The organism is Siminovitchia jepli, assembly GCF_047228825.1.
In the GTDB taxonomy this organism is placed as follows: Bacteria; Bacillota; Bacilli; order Bacillales; family Bacillaceae_C; genus Siminovitchia.
Window position 1 is genome coordinate 18346 of sequence record NZ_JBFEGN010000041.1, and the last position, 16992, is coordinate 35337.

14 protein-coding genes and 1 pseudogene are annotated in these 16992 nt (G+C 44.1%); 7 read left to right on the forward strand and 8 right to left on the reverse strand.

The window, feature by feature from the left end:
- Window positions 1-5: 5 nt before the first annotated feature.
- The 3 genes from AB1L08_RS13550 to AB1L08_RS13560 all read right to left on the reverse strand — a co-directional run bounded on the left by AB1L08_RS13550 (window position 6) and on the right by AB1L08_RS13560 (window position 3545).
- Entirely contained in the window at window positions 6-1454 is a 1449-nt protein-coding gene (locus AB1L08_RS13550) for an aldehyde dehydrogenase family protein (protein ID WP_413065200.1), read from the reverse strand.
- A gap of 26 nt (window positions 1455-1480) precedes the next feature.
- Window positions 1481-2800 carry a 4-aminobutyrate--2-oxoglutarate transaminase gene (gabT, locus tag AB1L08_RS13555; protein WP_413065201.1) on the reverse strand — a complete coding sequence of 440 codons (1320 nt, stop codon included), beginning with the start codon at window positions 2798-2800 and terminating at the stop codon, window positions 1481-1483.
- A 289-nt stretch (window positions 2801-3089) separates the two neighbouring features.
- Entirely contained in the window at window positions 3090-3545 is a 456-nt protein-coding gene (locus AB1L08_RS13560; RefSeq protein WP_413065202.1) for an N-acetyltransferase, read from the reverse strand.
- 175 nt (window positions 3546-3720) lie between these two features.
- Here AB1L08_RS13560 and argJ point away from each other — a divergent pair, with 175 nt between their 5' ends.
- Window positions 3721-4878, forward strand: a complete 1158-nt coding sequence (argJ, locus tag AB1L08_RS13565) for a bifunctional glutamate N-acetyltransferase/amino-acid acetyltransferase ArgJ (protein ID WP_413065203.1) — start codon at window positions 3721-3723, stop codon at window positions 4876-4878.
- A gap of 133 nt (window positions 4879-5011) precedes the next feature.
- Here argJ and AB1L08_RS13570 read toward each other — a convergent pair whose 3' ends face one another.
- From AB1L08_RS13570 to AB1L08_RS13585, 4 genes are all read right to left on the reverse strand, one after another.
- A complete protein-coding gene (locus tag AB1L08_RS13570; RefSeq protein ID WP_413065204.1) occupies window positions 5012-5737 on the reverse strand; it encodes an amino acid ABC transporter permease in 726 nt (241 codons plus the stop codon).
- A 14-nt stretch (window positions 5738-5751) separates the two neighbouring features.
- Window positions 5752-6450, reverse strand: coding sequence for an amino acid ABC transporter permease (locus AB1L08_RS13575; protein ID WP_413065205.1), 699 nt, complete (start codon window positions 6448-6450; stop codon window positions 5752-5754).
- A 75-nt stretch (window positions 6451-6525) separates the two neighbouring features.
- A complete protein-coding gene (locus tag AB1L08_RS13580) occupies window positions 6526-7374 on the reverse strand; it encodes a transporter substrate-binding domain-containing protein (protein WP_413065206.1) in 849 nt (282 codons plus the stop codon).
- Window positions 7375-7386: 12 nt separating this feature from the next.
- Window positions 7387-8139, reverse strand: coding sequence for an amino acid ABC transporter ATP-binding protein (locus tag AB1L08_RS13585; protein ID WP_413065207.1), 753 nt, complete (start codon window positions 8137-8139; stop codon window positions 7387-7389).
- A 186-nt stretch (window positions 8140-8325) separates the two neighbouring features.
- On the opposite strand from AB1L08_RS13585, the gene AB1L08_RS13590 reads away from it, so the two are divergent.
- Complete coding sequence (locus tag AB1L08_RS13590) at window positions 8326-9483, forward strand: acyl-CoA dehydrogenase family protein (protein ID WP_413065208.1); 1158 nt, start codon at window positions 8326-8328, stop codon at window positions 9481-9483.
- Here AB1L08_RS13590 and AB1L08_RS13595 read toward each other — a convergent pair.
- Window positions 9465-9596: a hypothetical protein gene (locus AB1L08_RS13595; protein ID WP_413065209.1), complete on the reverse strand. Its 132-nt coding sequence runs from the start codon at window positions 9594-9596 to the stop codon at window positions 9465-9467. The two genes, AB1L08_RS13590 and AB1L08_RS13595, sit on opposite strands and share 19 nt — an antisense overlap.
- Window positions 9597-10197: 601 nt before the next feature.
- Here AB1L08_RS13595 and AB1L08_RS13600 point away from each other — a divergent pair.
- The 5 genes and pseudogenes from AB1L08_RS13600 to AB1L08_RS13620 all read left to right on the forward strand — a co-directional run.
- On the forward strand, window positions 10198-11823 hold the full coding sequence (locus AB1L08_RS13600) for an amidohydrolase (protein WP_413065210.1): 1626 nt from the start codon (window positions 10198-10200) through the stop codon (window positions 11821-11823).
- 85 nt (window positions 11824-11908) lie between these two features.
- The gene (locus AB1L08_RS13605) at window positions 11909-13264 is read left to right on the forward strand and encodes an APC family permease (protein WP_413065211.1); all 1356 of its coding nucleotides are present in this window, start codon (window positions 11909-11911) and stop codon (window positions 13262-13264) included.
- A 246-nt stretch (window positions 13265-13510) separates the two neighbouring features.
- Window positions 13511-14836: an aminotransferase family protein gene (locus AB1L08_RS13610; RefSeq protein WP_413065212.1), complete on the forward strand. Its 1326-nt coding sequence runs from the start codon at window positions 13511-13513 to the stop codon at window positions 14834-14836.
- A gap of 207 nt (window positions 14837-15043) precedes the next feature.
- Window positions 15044-15927, forward strand: a pseudogene (locus AB1L08_RS13615) (amidohydrolase family protein).
- A gap of 190 nt (window positions 15928-16117) precedes the next feature.
- Window positions 16118-16992: transposase (locus AB1L08_RS13620; protein WP_413065213.1), on the forward strand; the 875-nt coding region annotated here is incomplete at its 3' end.

Genomic DNA, 16992 nt, shown 5'->3' on the forward strand with positions numbered 1-16992 from the left:
TTCATTTACTTGGCAAATGGGTTAAGAGTTACTGTTTTATTGGTTGTAAAAAATTCTGCTGCTGCTTGCCCTTGTTCTTTTGGACCTTGTCCGGAAGCTTTCGTCCCGCCAAACGGAGCTTGTGGTTCAGCACCGCCAGTCTCTCCGTTAATTTGCACCATCCCGACTTCACTGTTTTCGATGAAGTGGAATGCTTTTTCCAAGTTTTTCGTAAAGATCGCGGCACTTAATCCGTAAATCGTATCATTCGCCTTTTCAAGCGCCTCTTCATAGTCGGCAACTTTCATAACTGCTACAACAGGGCCAAAAATTTCTTCCTTCGCAATTGTCATATCATGCGTCACATTGCCAAAGACAGTTGGTTCAATGTAGTAGCCGCCATCAATGTCAAGCGCATCACCGCCATATAGGAGTGTGGCTCCTTCTTCTTTTCCTTTTTGGATATAGCCTGTAACCGTGTCAAATTGTTTTTTGGATGCAACCGGCCCCATTGTGATTCCTTCTTGAAGTCCGTCACCAATTTTAATTTGTTTTGTCTGTTCGATTACTTTTTCAATGAATTGATCGTATACCGAAGCTTCAACGTACGCCCGGCTTGTTGCTGTACAGCGTTGTCCTGTTTGTTTCATGGCCCCTTCTACGACAAGACGGGCAGCAAGATCGAGATTGGCGTCTGCAAGTACAACGGCAGGGTTTTTGCCGCCAAGCTCCAACTGGTATTTCTTTCCGTTTGCAGTTGCCTGTTGGGCAATCGTTTGGCCGACAGCATTGGACCCTGTGAAAGTGACAGCCGCAACATCTTCATGTGTCGTCATTACTTCTCCGATAACGGAGCCTCTTCCCAATACAAGGTTTAACACGCCTGCAGGGAGACCTGCATCTTCAAAAACTTTCGCAATTTTGGCGGCAGTAATGCCTGTTTCCTGTGCCGGCTTCCATACCACGGGATTACCAAACACAAGTGCCGGAGCGATTTTCCAAATCGGAATGGCGATCGGAAAGTTCCAAGGGGTAATCGCTGCCACAACACCTACAGGTACACGCATGGCCAGCAAGGTTGTGCCGGCATTTGCGGAAGGAAGAATTTCACCAGCTTTGCGGTATCCTTCCTGGGAGTAATATCTCAGTATGGCAGCCCCGCGCAGTGCCTCCCCTTTCGTTTCGATCAAACGTTTGCCCATTTCCAAAGTGGCTGTTTGAGCGATATCATCTGCCCGCTCTTCCAAAATATCAGCGGCTTTCCGGAGGATTTCACCTCTTGCCACAGATGAAACGGCTTTCCATTCTTTGAAAGCTGCTTTTGCCGCTTTAATGGCTTTGTCAACATCTTCACGAGTTGAGACTTCAGTAGAACCAATGCACTCTTTTGGTTTGGCCGGGTTAAAATGGTCATGCTTTTCACCTGAAACAGACCCAACCCATTCTCCGCCAATAAAATTCAGATAATTTTCCAATATGTTCACTCTCCCTGACCATTATTCTATAAATCTGCTTTTTTTACCGCTTCCTCCAAAATCGCCAATCCTTCATAAAGGTATTCGTCCTGAATGGTGACCGGCGGTAAAAAACGCAATACATTGGCGTATAATCCGGCACTTAATATGATCAACCCATTTTTCCAGCAATATTGTACAATATTTGCCGCCAGCTCCGTTGCCGGCTCTTTCGTCCGCCTGTTTTTGACGAGCTCGATGGCACACATCGGACCCAGTCCCCGAACGTCACCGATTATTTCGTATTTATTTTGCATTTTGCTGAAAGCGTTCATGATTTTGCCGCCTAACAAGGCGCTTTTCGCCACCAGATTCTCTTCAACGATTACATCCAGCACTGAAAGCGCAGCGGCACAGGCGACCGGATTGCCTGCAAGCGTACTTCCCAACTGGCCCGGTTCCGGGGCATCGACAATTTCAGCCCTTCCCGTTACAGCGCTGAGCGGCATGCCGGCAGCCATTGATTTCGACATCGTCATTAAGTCCGGGGCAACGCCAAAATGCTCCATTGCAAACAGCTTGCCGGTTCGGCAATATCCTGTTTGAATTTCATCTGCAATCAATACGATATGATGCTTGGCGCAAATCTCTTTCAAACCTTGCATAAACCTGACAGAAGGGACGATAAATCCCCCTTCGCCCTGCACAGGCTCAATCATAACCGCTGCGACATCTTCGGCCGGAACCTCGAATTGCAAAAAATCAGTGATCCGTTTTAATATCAAGCAGTCTTCTTCAGCCTGCGACTTTGCGCCGCTCCGGTAATAATAAGGATAGGGTAGCCGGTACACATCGCCGGCAAACGGGCCAAATCCTTTTTTAAAAGGAACGGACTTGGCCGTTAATGACAACGTCAACAGCGTCCGGCCGTGAAAAGCACGGTCAAAGACAATGATACCGCGTTTCCCGGTATATTTGCGTGCCATTTTAATGGCGTTTTCATTTGCTTCGGCACCACTGTTGACGAGCATTGTCTTTTTCTGAAAATCTCCCGGTGTGTATTCATTCAATTTTTCCGCAAGCCGAACGTAGGGCTCGAAAGGGGTTACATGGTAGGATGGATGAATGTATTTCTCGGCTTGATCTTGAATGGCCCGAACCACTTTTGGGTGGTTGTGCCCAATATTTTGAATGCCGATTCCGCCGGCAAAATCAATATACCGGTTTCCGTCCAAGCCTTTCATGATTGACCCTTCGGCAGATTGAACAAAAATACCGGTTACGTTGCGGACACCTCTTGCAACGGCTTTCTTTTTTCTATCGTCAAGTTCTCCTATTTTCTCCCGCCAAGTCACCTTCTTTTTCACCGGTCACCACTCCTTGTTGAGAAAATCATGCACAAAGCATTTTTCCAGACATAAAAAACAGCCAGCAACTGCTATAAATGGATCCTGCAGGCTCATGCGGCAGGTTCATTTACAGTAGTATACTGGCTCGAAATCTACGAAATGCTTTGTTTTTTCATTCTCAACAAAGTCTGGATAGATTTGACAGTCATTTAACTATTGTTGTGTTATTTAATAACAACGATATTACTATAGCAACAAGTTCACGAAACTGTCAATATTGTTTTTTGTGAATCTCATTTTTTAAACATTACAATTGAATGGCCATGGCCACTTCATCACATGCGGGAAATTTTGGGCAATGTATGCAATCGGTCCACACTTTTTGCGGCATCTCGGTTTTTTCAATGATTTTAAAACCGCATTTTTCAAAAAAGACAACTTGATATGTTAATGAAATCAACTTGGAAATGCCAATTTTTTTCGTTTCTTCAATAATTTCCTCAACGAGCATCTTCCCGATTCCCCGGCCCTGCGCCTTTTCGGAAACTGCAAGTGATCGAATTTCTGCAAGATCGTGGCCAAGAATGGCCAGACAGGCGACGCCGAGCACCTCTTCATCCTCACTTGCCACAAAAATAGATTGAATGTTGAGAATAAGGGACTCGCGCGTTCTTGGAAGCAGCAATTCTTCCTTGGCATATTTATTCACCAAGCGATACACTTGATCAATGTCTTTCAGGGCGGCTTTGCGGATTTCGATCATGGATTATCACCTTTATTGTTCAATATATATCATTTATCATACTGAAAGGAAAGTGAAAGTCAATAGATTTTTTCATATTTATTCACATTTTTAAATAATTATTCAAAAAACCCTTTCTTTCATGCCTGTCCGTTGTATAATATTAATAAAAAAGATAAGGCAGGAGATTATTCTGATGGACCATCCATTTACCTTTCCGAAAGGGTTTCTATCTTGCGCAAAAAATGTGGGCATTAAAGACGAAACACTTGATTTTACCATCATCTATTCCGAAGTCCGCGCAGCGGCAGCCGCGATGTTTACGCAAAATCAATTTTGCGGGGCACCTGTTGTTGTCGGCAAAGAACATATCAAGGACGGATTTTTGCAGGCGTTTGTGATCAACAGTAAAAACGCCAATGTAGCCACCGGCCAACAGGGCATCGAAGCTGTCCATCAAGTCATTGGTGCTGCAGCTGCGGAACTTTCCGTCAATCCCGAGGACATTTTGCCTTCATCCACAGGCGTTATCGGGGTCCCCCTTCCCGTTGAAAAAATTTTAACGGGGATTCCCGGCCTGAAAAATGAATTAAAAGAAGACGGCTTAAAGGAATCGGCCGAAGCGATCATGACGACGGACACTTTTCCAAAATTCCGTAAAGCGAAAGCGGGAAATGCGACTGTGTGCGCCATTGCCAAAGGATCCGGCATGATTGAACCAAACATGGCGACCATGCTTAGCTATATCGTGACAGATGCGGAAGTCGCCCCCGAAAATTTGCAGCAAATGCTCAAAAGAGCAGTGGATATATCATTTAATATGGTTTCTGTTGACGGAGATACGAGCACGAGCGATACGGTGGCGATCATGGCGAACGGTCTTGCGGGTCCTGTCGATCTTGAAGAATTTGAACAAGTGTTGACGGGGATGCTCATCAGCCTGGCCAAAGATTTGGCCCGCGACGGGGAGGGAGCAACAAAGCTTGTAGAAGTGAATGTGTCAGGGGCAAACGGGGAAGCGGAAGCAAAGAAAATGGTCAAAGCCATTATCAATTCTCCTCTGGTCAAAACCGCCATTTTCGGCGCCGACCCAAACTGGGGAAGAATTATATCTACGGTTGGAAACGCCGACTTTGCCATTGATCCGTCCAAAGTGTCCATTGCCTTTGGCGAGCTCATCGTATTTAAGGACGGAGAGCCCGCGTTGCCAAACCAGGATGAACTGGCGAACTATTTGCAAGGAAACGAAATCACCATTTCGATCGTACTGGGCACCGGCCCGGGAAGCGCAACAGGCTGGGGGTGCGACTTGTCTTATGAATATGTGCGCATCAATGGAGAATATACAACATAAGAAAAAGCGCCAACGCGTTATTTCTTAGAAGTTAGAGGTGGGAGGTTGGATTTGATGAAATTGGCGAACTGCCAATTTACACTCTCTTTCCTTTTAAAAAGAGCGGAACACTCCGCTCTTTTTCCGTCAACGTTCAAGCAGACAACCCTGCATCCCAACCGGATTCGTGGCGCCGCATTCTTTTTTCGAGCTTCGCAAAAACAACCTCGAAAAACAGGCAGATCACCCAATAAATAATCGATGCCACCAAATACATTTCCAGAAATCTGTAACCGTCATTGGCGATGATTTTGGCAAGGGCCAAAATCTCCACGACTTTGACGGCAAATGCAAGCGATGTCGCCTTGATCAGACTAATAAATGTATTGCCCAAATTGGGAAGCGCCACTAGAAACGCCTGGGGCAGTATGATCCGCCGCAAGCCTTGCACCGTCGTCATGCCGACAGAATAGGCCGCTTCCATTTGCCCGATATTCAGCGCGTTAATGGCGGAGCGGAAAATTTCCGCCTGATACGCCGCCGTATTGAGCGTATAGGCAATAAACGCATAAATAAGCGGGGAAATCCCTTGCGCATCCATGTTCAAGCCAAATTTTGCATTCAAGTAGTCTATTAAAACGGGGACGCCGTAAAAAAACACATACAACTGTACCAACAGCGGCGTTCCCCTGATAAATGAAATATATAAAATAAAAAAACGGTTAAGTACGGGGACTTGATAAATTCTGCACAAAGCGATTAACAGCCCAAAAATCAGGCCAAAAATCATGGCGACAACCGCAATGGACAGCATCACGGGGACGCCCTTCAATACGTCCGGAACATGTTCCAAGGCAAATTCCACATTGATGATAGACATAAGTATCACTACCTTTATTCAGATAGGCTGATCCTTCCTTTTTTAAACAGTTTTTCCATATAACCAATCGCACTTTCAATGAGTATACACGTTCCCCAATAAACGAGAGAAATAACAACATAGATCTGAAACATGCCCATGCCATGGTTATTTCCCAAAATGATCCGCACTTGGCCCATAATGTCAATAATGCCAATCGTAAAAGCCAGGGACGTGTCTTTCAGGAGTTCGATGATGTTATTGCCAAGGTTCGGCAAGGAAATGACGAACGCCTGCGGCAAAATAATCCTTGTCAAAGCCTGGGAATAGCTCATCCCGACGCTGTAGGCAGCCTCCAATTGCTCCTTGCCGACGGCCATGTACGCGGATCTGAAAACTTCCGACAAGTAAGCAGCCGCATGCAAAGAAAAGGCGATGACAAGAAAAACAAGCCGGTCCCAGCTGTTAATATCGATATGGAAAACAAGCAGTAATTGCGGCAGGCCGAAATAGACGAGAAAAAGCTGTACAAGCAGCGGCGTGCACCTTGTAAAAGACAAATAAAAAGTAGCCATCTGAAACAAAACGGGGTTTTTCTGGATGCGGATAACTGCGATGACCACACCGAGGATGATGGAAAAAAATAAGGAAAGGCCGAGCATCAGGAGCGTCAGCGGCAATTTTTCCATTACTTTGACAAATAAATCAAGCCAGCCTGCAAGTCCCGAATTCATATTCATTCACCACCCGAAAGACGCTGTTATCATAAAATTCGCGCCGGGCGGCACGCATCCGCCCACACGGAAATTTTATTTTTCAAACTTAAATCCTTCTTCATTAATGTATTTAAGATCTTGAAAGAAGTCGACGCCAAACCATTTTTCGGCCAACTTGGACAATGTGCCGTCTTCCCGCAACTCAACTGTCACTTCATCAATCTTGTTGGCAAGCTCTTCGTTGTCTTTATTGTATACAGTCCAAATGGGTTCCTTGGATATAATGCCGGCCACTTTCAAGTCGAGGTTCAGCTCTTTTTGAATTTCGTTGAACGTTGTGACGTTAATAAACATCGCGTCGGCCTTGCCCTTGGCAACGAGCTTGAGGTTTTCTGCATTGGAAGGAGCATCCATGCTTTCGATCGTTAATGGGCGGTCCGGATGCTGTTCGTTATAGGCGTTTAAAATGGTCCGAAGACCACCGCTCGGAGACATCGGCGGGAACTTTTTCCCCACCATATCGTCCAATGTTTTAATATCATTTCTGTCTTTTTTTGTAACAAGCGATGTCAACGAATAGCCAAATTCATGTTCCGGATATAGAAACTTTTCTTCCCTTTCCGGATTTTTAAAGAACCAGTTAATCGCAAAGTCATATTTTCCTGTGTCAACGCCAACCAAGTTGGATTCTTCTTCTCCCCAAATATATTCAAATGTATATTCCGGAAGCTTTTTTTCCACTTCTTTCATATAGTCCATGTCATATCCAATTGGATTGTTCTTTTCATCGGCATAAAGAAACGGGGGATTCACCTCGTCGCTGATCGCAACCTTGACCACTTTTTTGCCATCTTCTTTTTCTGAACCTCCCGAACTTTGCGAGCAGCCTCCCATAAAAGTAAAAAGTGCTAATAAAAGGACCCCCAGCCAAACTTTCTTCATTTCCTTTCCCCCCTAGATCGCGTAATCTTCTTCTCTGACTAATCTCTTTAAAAATTGCTTTGTCCGGTCATGTTTCGGACGGACAAGTATTTCTTCCGGCACGCCTTCTTCCACGATTTGGCCCCCGTCCATAAAAACCACCCGGTTGGCCACCTCGCGGGCAAATTCGATTTCATGGGTCACCACGACCATCGTAATCCCTTCACGAGCAATTTTTTTAATAATGGAAAGGACTTCTCCCACCATTTCCGGATCAAGTGCAGATGTTGGTTCATCGAATAAAATAACGGACGGGTTAAGTGCCAATGCCCGTGCTATGCCAACACGCTGCTGCTGTCCGCCGGAAAGCCGCGAAGGGTATTCATTCATTTTTTCGGAAAGGCCTACCTTTTGCAGCAATGAAATGCCAATTTCCTTTGCTTCCTGTTTGGGCATTTTTTGGGCCACAATCAGGCCTTCCGTCACATTTTCCAAAACGGTCTTATTTTTAAATAAGTTATAATGCTGAAAGACCATCGCTGTTTTTCTTCTTAATGCAAGAATATCCCGTTTGGAAGGATGCTTTCCTTTCACTGTAAAACCGTCGATGGTGACTGATCCGTCATCCGGGCGCTCCAGGTAATTCATGCATCTTAACAGCGTTGTTTTTCCGGAACCGCTCGGACCGATGATGACCAGTACATCCCCCTTTTGTACATTCAGATCCACCCCTTTTAAAACCTCATTCTTTTTGAAGCGTTTGGTAATATTTTTCAGTTCAATCATAACCATCCCTGCACTTTTCGAATATGATAAAGAAGACATTATCATAATTAATCTTACCTGTAAAGTGTGAATTAATCCAAATGCTTGACGCTTCCTATAAACTCAGATATATTTAAGCCTATAAAACAAATAGGAATTCTTTATTTTTCATATATATGACATATCAAAATCCGGGGTGAATGAGATTTGAAACAAATTTTTATAAAAACCGACACACAAAGGGAATGGCTGCAAAAATTAAACGAAGTTGGCGCAGAATTCAGCAGCCGTTCAGCCCATATAGATGAACAGAGCAAATTTCCCATGGAAAATATCGATACGCTGGTTGATCTTGGCTATACAAGTTTGACTCTGCCGAAAGCATATGGAGGAAAAGGCATCGGCATTTATGATATGGTGCTTTTTCAAGAAACGATCGCCAGCTTTGATTCCGCTACGGGTCTTTCAATCGGTTGGCATATGGGCGTAACGGGTGAACTGTATGAGAAAAAATTGTGGGATGACAGCAAGTTGTCATTTTTCGCAGAGGAAGCGCTAAAAGGCGCCCTCATCAACAGGGCCGTCAGCGAAGCCCAAACAGGAAGCCCGACAAGAGGCGGACGCCCCGGTACATTGGCGGTGAAAAAAGACGGAAATTGGGAGATTTCGGGCCGGAAAACGTTTACGACGATGTCACCAGCTTTAACATACTTTCTCACTTCCGCGTGGATTGAGGAAAAAAAGGCGATCGGGTTTTTCCTGCTTCATAAAGATTTGGAAGGATTAGCCATTGAGGAAACGTGGGATGTCATTTCGATGAGAGGAACAGAAAGCCACGATTTGGTGCTCGATCGTGTAACTGTAGATGAATCGATGCTGGTTGAAATCAACGACGGGCCAAGGGGAAACAATATTAACGGATGGATCCTGCACATCCCCGCCTGCTATCTTGGGATCGCGCAGGCTGCCCGCGACTATGCCCTCCGCTTTGCCCTTGAGTATTCACCGAACAGCATCCAGGGAACGATCAGCGAGCTTCCCAATGTCCAGCGCCTCCTCGGTGAAATTGATTTGGAATTGGTGAGATCCCGGCACTTTATTTATAGTGTGGCTGAAGCGTATGATGATGAACAAAGGAGGCCATACATTGCAAATGAACTTGGGGCGGTAAAGCATACGATCACAAATTGTGCGATATCGATTGTTGACAAAGCCATGCGAATCGTCGGCGCCAAGAGCCTGCAGCGCCAAAATCCGCTTCAGCGGCATTACCGTGATGTCAGGGCCGGCTTGCATAACCCGCCGATGGATGATGTCACGATCCAAAAACTGGCACAGACTGCCATTCAAAAAGGAACGAATTGAAAAGAGAGCGGCCCTAACCGCTCTCTTTTCCCTACTTTTTCTTCTCTTCTGTCTTCGTTTTTTTCGAGCCTTTGCAGTTGCCGCATAATTTGCAGCCTGATTTTGCGAGACACATCTTCTTTTCCTCCTCAAAGAATAAATGTCCGTTGAATCAGAAAACCGGCATAAAAAAACCAGCCGCCATTTACGAATAAACGCAAATGAACGACTGGGTTATTCTGCGTGACTCCTGCGGTCTCCCACTGGCTGACAGATTTGGCAGTCTTCTCATTAACGATAAGAATGAATGGCGTACTATTTTGCCGGACCCGGAAAAAGGAAGTTTTACCGGAAAGCAAATTTTGTACGTCTGTTATTATTGTAAAGGTTCCCAAAACGTGTGTCAATTGTCTTTTTGAGGCTTGATGTTATATTTCTTCAGCCGCCTCATTAAAAGCGCCTGGGTTATCCTCAACTCTTCGCGGACACACTCATCAAATAGCGGGGTTTTCATAAATGCAAAATTGAATAGTTAATGCACAATGGCATAAATATATTAGTACATAGTTAATGTTATTAATTTATGCCTATTATCTTATTTAAGGCCGCTCTCAAAGGAACACAGCAGAATATTAGTTTTATATGATTACTTTTACGATTGGCATAAAAATTGCATTATAATTCTTTGCCAATCCCAACCACCACACTCAAATCAATGATTTGGGAGGAGAAAAAATGAAAGCGGATATGATTATACAAAGTAAAGCTGTTTTTACGGGTTTAAAAGAGGAACCTGAGCATCTGGTTGTCGCAATAAAGGAAAATAAGATTGTCGATGTGGGGCCGCCTGATGCAGTGAAAAAGTATATGGGGGATGAAACGCGTCTGATTGATGCCGGGGACAAGCTCGTTTTGCCGGGTTTTTTTGATTCACATATTCATATTATGGCCGGCAGTCTCTTTAACGATTATGCTGTTCCACTAAGCGATACTGTATCTGCCGAAGATGCTGCCGAAAAAGTGAAAGCGTATGCAGATGAACATCCTGATAACCTCTGGGTGATTGGAACCGGCTGGGATTATACTGCATGGGGGGATAAGCAGTTTCCTGATCGACATGTGCTGGATCGTTTGATGCCAGATCGTCCTGTATTCCTTATACATGCAGAAGGCCATTATGGCTGGGTCAATACGAAAGCACTTAAAATAGCAGATATTACGAAGGATACGGCTAACCCGGATTATGGCATAATCCATAAAGATGAAAATGGCCATCCAACCGGGATTTTGATTGAGTCCGCGATGTCGCTTGTCGGCGAATATGCTTATGACTTTTCTGTCGAACAGAAAAAAGAAATGGTGAAGCTGTTTCTGGATCAGGCTGCACGCTTTGGTATCACCGCGGTGAACGATCTTTATATGAGCCGTGCCCACGAAAAATTGGAAGGGTACTCTACATATAAAGAATTGGATGACAACGGCCAATTAACTGCGAGAATTCATCTTTATCCACCGTTAAATGGCGATTTGGAAAAAGCAAGAGCGTTCAAGGAAAGATTCGCCTCACCAATGCTTAAAATGTCCGGTTTAAAGCAATTCATTGACGGGGTCGTGACCGGGTATACCGCTTATATGCTGGACCCGTATAAAGACAAGCCGGAAACAAGAGGGGAAATTGGCTTTTCCGAAGAGCAGCTGCAGGAATGGGTGACAGCAGCCGATAAAGAAGGCTATCAAATTAAATTCCATACAATTGGCGACGGGGCCGTCAGACTTGGACTTGATCTATATGAAAATGCCCAAAAAGAAAATGGAAAACGCGATGCACGGCATACGCTTGAGCATATTGAAGTCATTGCCCCGGAGGATATACCCAGATTCAAAGAATTGGGCGTTCTTCCCTCGGTCCAGCCATACCATATGGCCCTTATGCCAAGAGAAAGCCACACGGAAAGGGTATCCGAGGAAAAATTCCCTTATATTTATCCGAATGCCACCTTCTTCAATGAAGGGAATGTTATGCCTTACAGCAGCGACTACCCGATCGTCCCGCTCAACCCAATGCTTGGAATTTATCATGCGGTGACCCGCCAAGATTATTCACTGGAAAAAACGTGGAATGAGCAAGAAAAAATTTCATTGGCACAGGCTTTAAGAGCCTACACATATGGTTCAGCCTACAGCGTATTCCGCGAAAACGAAATAGGCACATTGGAAAAAGGAAAGCTTGCAGATGTCATCATTCTCGACAGAAACTTATTTCATGTTCCCGAAAAAGAAATCCTCGATGCCAAGGTTGAAATCACAATCGTTGACGGTCAAATAGTTTATGAAAAAGCGGCAAAACAAATCTATGAATAACGTATAAACAGAGGAGCCTTCCTGATTGAGGAGGCTTCTCCAGAAAAATGATCGAAACTGCTCACATGGAAAAAGGAGGACTTCAATGCAACTAAACCAATTGAATCGTTCACTCACTCTCGTCCCGGTCGTACTTTTTGGATTTTCATTCATGGCACTGGCGACTGTTTTCAGTACGTATGGTATTGCTGCCGAACTGTCACACGGGATGGTTTCCGGATCCTATTTGCTGGCACTGTTTGTCATGCTGTTTACAGCTTATAGTTATGGACAAATGGCAAAAGTCGTTCCATCAGCCGGCTCAGCGTACACCTATACACAAATGGCGATTAGTCCGCATGTCGGTTTCATGGTGGGCTGGGCCGTGCTAATGGATTATTTATTCATTCCGATGGTCAACTATTTGCTGTTTGGAATCTTCTTCTCTTCAGCTTTTCCCGCCATCCCAAGCTATGTTTGGGTATTGGGGATGCTTCTGCTTGTCACATTCGTTAATATTAGAGGGATTAGATTGGCCACAATGGCCAACGCATTGATTACGATATTTTCTCTCGCTTTTATCTTGATCTTTATCGGCTTTTCTGCCAAAGAAATCCTTGGCGGAGCAGGTACAGGCACCCTTTTTAACTTTGAGCCATTTTATAATCCAGATGAATCTTTCTCCTATATTGTTGCGGGTGCTGCCCTATTGTGTTTTTCATTCCTTGGCTTTGATTCCGCTACTGCGTTTGCAGAGGAAACGGTCAACCCAAAAAAGACGATTCCCAGAGCCGTCTTGATCATTACCCTTGTAGGCGGAGCCATCTTCATGTCTGTTTCTTATTTCGCCCACAACGCATGGCCTGACTATACGACATTTACAGATCCTGATTCGGCTTCTCATGAGATTATTACCTTTGTAGGCGGTAAAGCATTGGCCAGCTTATTTTTGGCCGTTTATGCTGTAACTGTTTTCGGATCAGCAATGTCTTCCCAGGCAAGTGCTTCCCGCGTGTTATTTGCAATGGGACGCGATGGCCAGCTTCCGAAATTTTTCGGAAAGCTTCATTCAAAATATAAAACACCGATCAATAACATTTTACTGATCAGTACTATTTCTTTGCTATCTTTGGTTTTGAGTTTGACTTTGGTCGCATCATTTATTAACTTTGGCGCATTTATTGCGTTTATCTCTGTCAATATCGCGGTGATTGCTCATTACTTTGTCAAAAAGAAAGAGCGCTCTGCCAAAGGAGTAATCCTTTATTTGGTCCTCCCGGGAATCGGAGCCGCCCTTGATTTATGGCTATTAGTTAATTTGGACATTCACTCGAAAGTGTTGGGCAGCATCTGGTTTGCTCTCGGTTTTGTTTATCTGATCTTTTTGACAAAAGGATTTAAACAAAGACCCCCTGAACTTCATTTAAGTTTTGAAAACGATTCACCGGATAAAACGGCTTGATTTTAGAAGCATTTATTTTGATCGGAGCCGGGATTTTACAGCACCGGCCCCGATCAATCCTTTCAAATTGGATCCAAAAACGGGTTATTGTATAAAGTAAAAATAAAATAACTCCTTGTACAAATTCTTGTAAAAAGGAATTCCACCCCTTTCTTTTCTAAAATTAATCATATATAATTTATAGTTGTAAACATTAATTACATAATGCCACTGGATACAGCGACATTGAAAAAAGGAGCGATAACAATGAGCAACAATGAAGCATTAAGGCAAGAATTGGTTGAATTGGATAAAAAATACTTTATCCATCCCACTTCTTCTCTTCAAGATCAACAAGAAAAAGGCCCTGCTATCATTTTTGACAAAGCTGAAGGCGTTCATGTTTATGATCTGAATGGCAAAAAATACATTGAAGGCATGGCGTCCCTTTGGAACGTTAACATCGGATATGGTAGAAAAGAACTTGCTGAAACTGCAAAAGAACAAATGGAAAAATGCGCTTACGCAAACAGTTTTTCCGGTTTCAGTAATGAACCCGCCATTCGTCTTGCTGCCAAAGTAGCTGAAATGACACCTGGAGACCTCAATGGAGTATTCTTTACTTCCGGTGGCTCAGAATCTAACGATTCAGCATATAAACTTGTGCGTCACTATTGGAAAGTGAAAGGCAAACCTGAAAAAACAAAAATCATCGCCCGTAAAAGAGCTTACCATGGTGTAGCTTCCGGCTCTACAAGTGCAACAGGTATCGAATCATTCCATGAATTCACTACTTCTCTTGCACCAGGATTTGTTCATATCGATCCGGACGATCCAGAAGATTTCAGAAGAGTGATTAAAGAAGAAGGCGCAGATACCATTGCAGCATTCTTGACAGAACCGATTCAAGGTGCAGGCGGCGTAAACTTCCCTAAAGAAGGATACCTACAAGAAATTCGCAAAATCTGCGACGAGCATGACATTCTTTTCATTGCTGATGAAGTCATCAACGGATTCGGCCGCACAGGAAAAATGTTCGCATGCGAACATTTCGGCATCGTTCCAGATGTCATGCTTTTAGCGAAAGGCATTTCAAGCGGATATATCCAATTGGGAGCTGTTGTTATACGTGAGAAAATCCATCAAGAGTTGATCGAACTCTCCAAAGGTGTATTGATGCACGGATTTACGTACAGCGGACATCCAACAGCCTGTGCTGTCGGCTTGAAAAACATCGAAATCCTTGAAAATGAAAATTTGGTCGAGAACTCGAGAGTCATGGGAGAACTTCTAGGCAGCAAGCTGAAAGAACTTCAAAACGAAACAGACATTGTTGGCGAAGTTCGTTATCTCGGATTGCTCGGCGCCATTGAAATTGTGAAAAACCAAGAAACAGGCGAACGTTTCGAAGAAAAACTTTCTCCAAAAGTTGTCGCAGAAGCAAGAGAACGCGGACTGATCTTGCGTAATGTCGTTTATTGGGAAAAAGACACAATCGTTTACTCTCCTCCACTTTGCATGACTGAACAAGATGTAAACGACTTTGTCAGCATCCTGAAAGAAGCTGTTCTTGAAGTTCAGAAATCTTTATAAAAGATGGAACCCCGCAGAAACAAATGATCTGCGGGGTATTTATATAGAAATGGCCTTTTTGAGACTTCAATTGGCCAGTAAAGTCATGGCAGCCGCGGAAGAAATATCGGAACGCACGGGTTACTGGAAACATATGAATCTACCAGGAGGAAAATAAACATTTACGACTTTCACACGCACTTTATTCCCGAAGAAGTAATGGACTGAATGCAACAGAACAGCCGCAATATTAAGGCGGAATGGACTGAGCCCGTTCCCGGGAAAACATTTTTGACCGTCAACGGCAAATGGGGCTTTGAACTAAAAAAAGAGTTTGTTGATTTTAGAGCTTATTCATCAGAGAAGCAGAAAGCCGATATTACACATCCGGTATTTTCACCCATCCCGCAGCTTTTTTATATGAGCTTCCTGTTGATATAACGAAAGAGCTGACGGATGTGTATAATGAATCCCTTGCGAAACTTTCAAAAGAAAGCAGCGGAAATCTTTCCGCTCTTTCCACAGTGGCCCTCTCCGATCCTGAACTTGCCGCAAAACAGCTTCAGTCGGCAATGAAAAAAGGACTGAGAGGAGCAATCATTGGGCCCGAAACCGATGGTAAAATGCTCGTCGATTCTTTTTTCACGCCTTTTTTTGAAGAAGCCAACCATTTGGGGGCCATCTTATTTATCCATCCGCTCCTTTGCGAGGATCCGAGATTGAAAAAAAGAAAAATGCCAAACTTAATTGGTGTTCCCTGGGAAACAACGGTTTGTGCAGCGAATCTCTTATTAAGCGGATTTTTGGACAAGTATCCAAAAATCAAGATTCTCCTCGTACACGGCGGCGGATTTCTTCCCTATCAAATCGGCAGGTTAAACAAAGGTTATGGGATGTGGAAAGATATATCTTCTTCATTGCAGGCTGAACCGACAGACTACTTAAAGCGCTTCTGGTTTGATAATGTGTTATGGCATCCCGAAGCTGTGGATTACTTGGTCAAAACAGTCGGTGAAGATCGGGTTGTTCCCGGATCAGATTATCCGTTTGACTTGTGTACATACCCGCCGGCAAAAGTGGGAAATGCAGGGGCGATTGAACTGTTGAAATAAAATTAAGTGTAAAGAAAAAAAGCTAACGAAAAATGTATTAGTTTGTTTTCTTTTATTCTCCTGAATCAATTTCATAAATATCAGCCCTAGAGCCCCAAGGCTTTTGAGACACAAAAAAAGGAGTACCTCCCCAAACTGTCGAAATGAGTAAGTAGTGACACAAAACTCAAAGACTGGAGGAAGACTCCCTATGCCTATTATACGACAAGGAAGCCTGTTTGACCTGCAAGAATTATATGATTTGGAACCTACCCAACGATTTGAGGCTGTTTTTTCAGCAATAGATATTGACCCAATCCTCGTTGTGTTAAGGAAAAAGTCACGTTTCGGCAGGCCTGTTGAGCTTAACTATGCAGCTATGGTTTATTCCCTGGTTGCCAGGATTACCGAACGAATCCCATCCGTTAAGGACTTGGTCAAGCGATTAAAGAACGACATCATTTTCAGCCTTGATTGCGGCTTTTTGGTATCTGATAATATTCCTTCCGAAGCCGCCTATTCAAGGATGGTAACCATCCTCAGTGAGTCGAACGCGTTGGAAAAGTCCCAAGAAACCCTGCTTCATCAAGCCATCACGGAAGGGTTCATTACGGACGATACGGCTGCCATTGATGCCACCCACTTCGAGGCTATGGACCAGGCGCCTCCAAAGAAGGAGAAGCCTGAAACGGAACCCAAAAAGCGTGGCCGCAAGTCGAAAGAGGAGCGGGAACAATGGCTTCTTGAAAAAGCGGAATGTGAAGCCAACCTTCCAATTTATGAAAAGAAAATTGAAGATCAGCTGGACGTTCCTTTAGCCGAACTTCGTGCTGAGATTCCCCAAGAGCCCCAGTGGGGAGTGAAGAAAAACAGCGAAGGGAAAAATGTCTTCTGGTATGGCTATAAAGCGCATTTGGCGGTCGGCACGGAGAGCCAATACATCTTGCAGTCTCTCTTTTCCTCGGGCAATTTAAATGATGGAAAAGCGGCAATCCCTTTATTAAAAGGTATTGATGAACGTGTACAACTCTCTACTTTGCGCTATGAAACGATGGATGCAGGATACGATTTTGAACCCATTTATAC

What these genes read in the sequence shown, in the direction of transcription:
- AB1L08_RS13560 (WP_413065202.1), bottom strand. Translation starts at nt 3,545, where the DNA reads ATGATCGAAATCCGCAAAGCCGCCCTGAAAGACATTGATCAAGTGTAT.
- argJ (WP_413065203.1), top strand. Translation starts at nt 3,721, where the DNA reads ATGGACCATCCATTTACCTTTCCGAAAGGGTTTCTATCTTGCGCAAAA.
- AB1L08_RS13570 (WP_413065204.1), bottom strand. Translation starts at nt 5,737, where the DNA reads ATGTCTATCATCAATGTGGAATTTGCCTTGGAACATGTTCCGGACGTA.
- AB1L08_RS13575 (WP_413065205.1), bottom strand. Translation starts at nt 6,450, where the DNA reads ATGAATTCGGGACTTGCAGGCTGGCTTGATTTATTTGTCAAAGTAATG.
- AB1L08_RS13580 (WP_413065206.1), bottom strand. Translation starts at nt 7,374, where the DNA reads ATGAAGAAAGTTTGGCTGGGGGTCCTTTTATTAGCACTTTTTACTTTT.
- AB1L08_RS13585 (WP_413065207.1), bottom strand. Translation starts at nt 8,139, where the DNA reads ATGATTGAACTGAAAAATATTACCAAACGCTTCAAAAAGAATGAGGTT.
- AB1L08_RS13600 (WP_413065210.1), top strand. Translation starts at nt 10,198, where the DNA reads ATGAAAGCGGATATGATTATACAAAGTAAAGCTGTTTTTACGGGTTTA.
- AB1L08_RS13605 (WP_413065211.1), top strand. Translation starts at nt 11,909, where the DNA reads ATGCAACTAAACCAATTGAATCGTTCACTCACTCTCGTCCCGGTCGTA.
- AB1L08_RS13610 (WP_413065212.1), top strand. Translation starts at nt 13,511, where the DNA reads ATGAGCAACAATGAAGCATTAAGGCAAGAATTGGTTGAATTGGATAAA.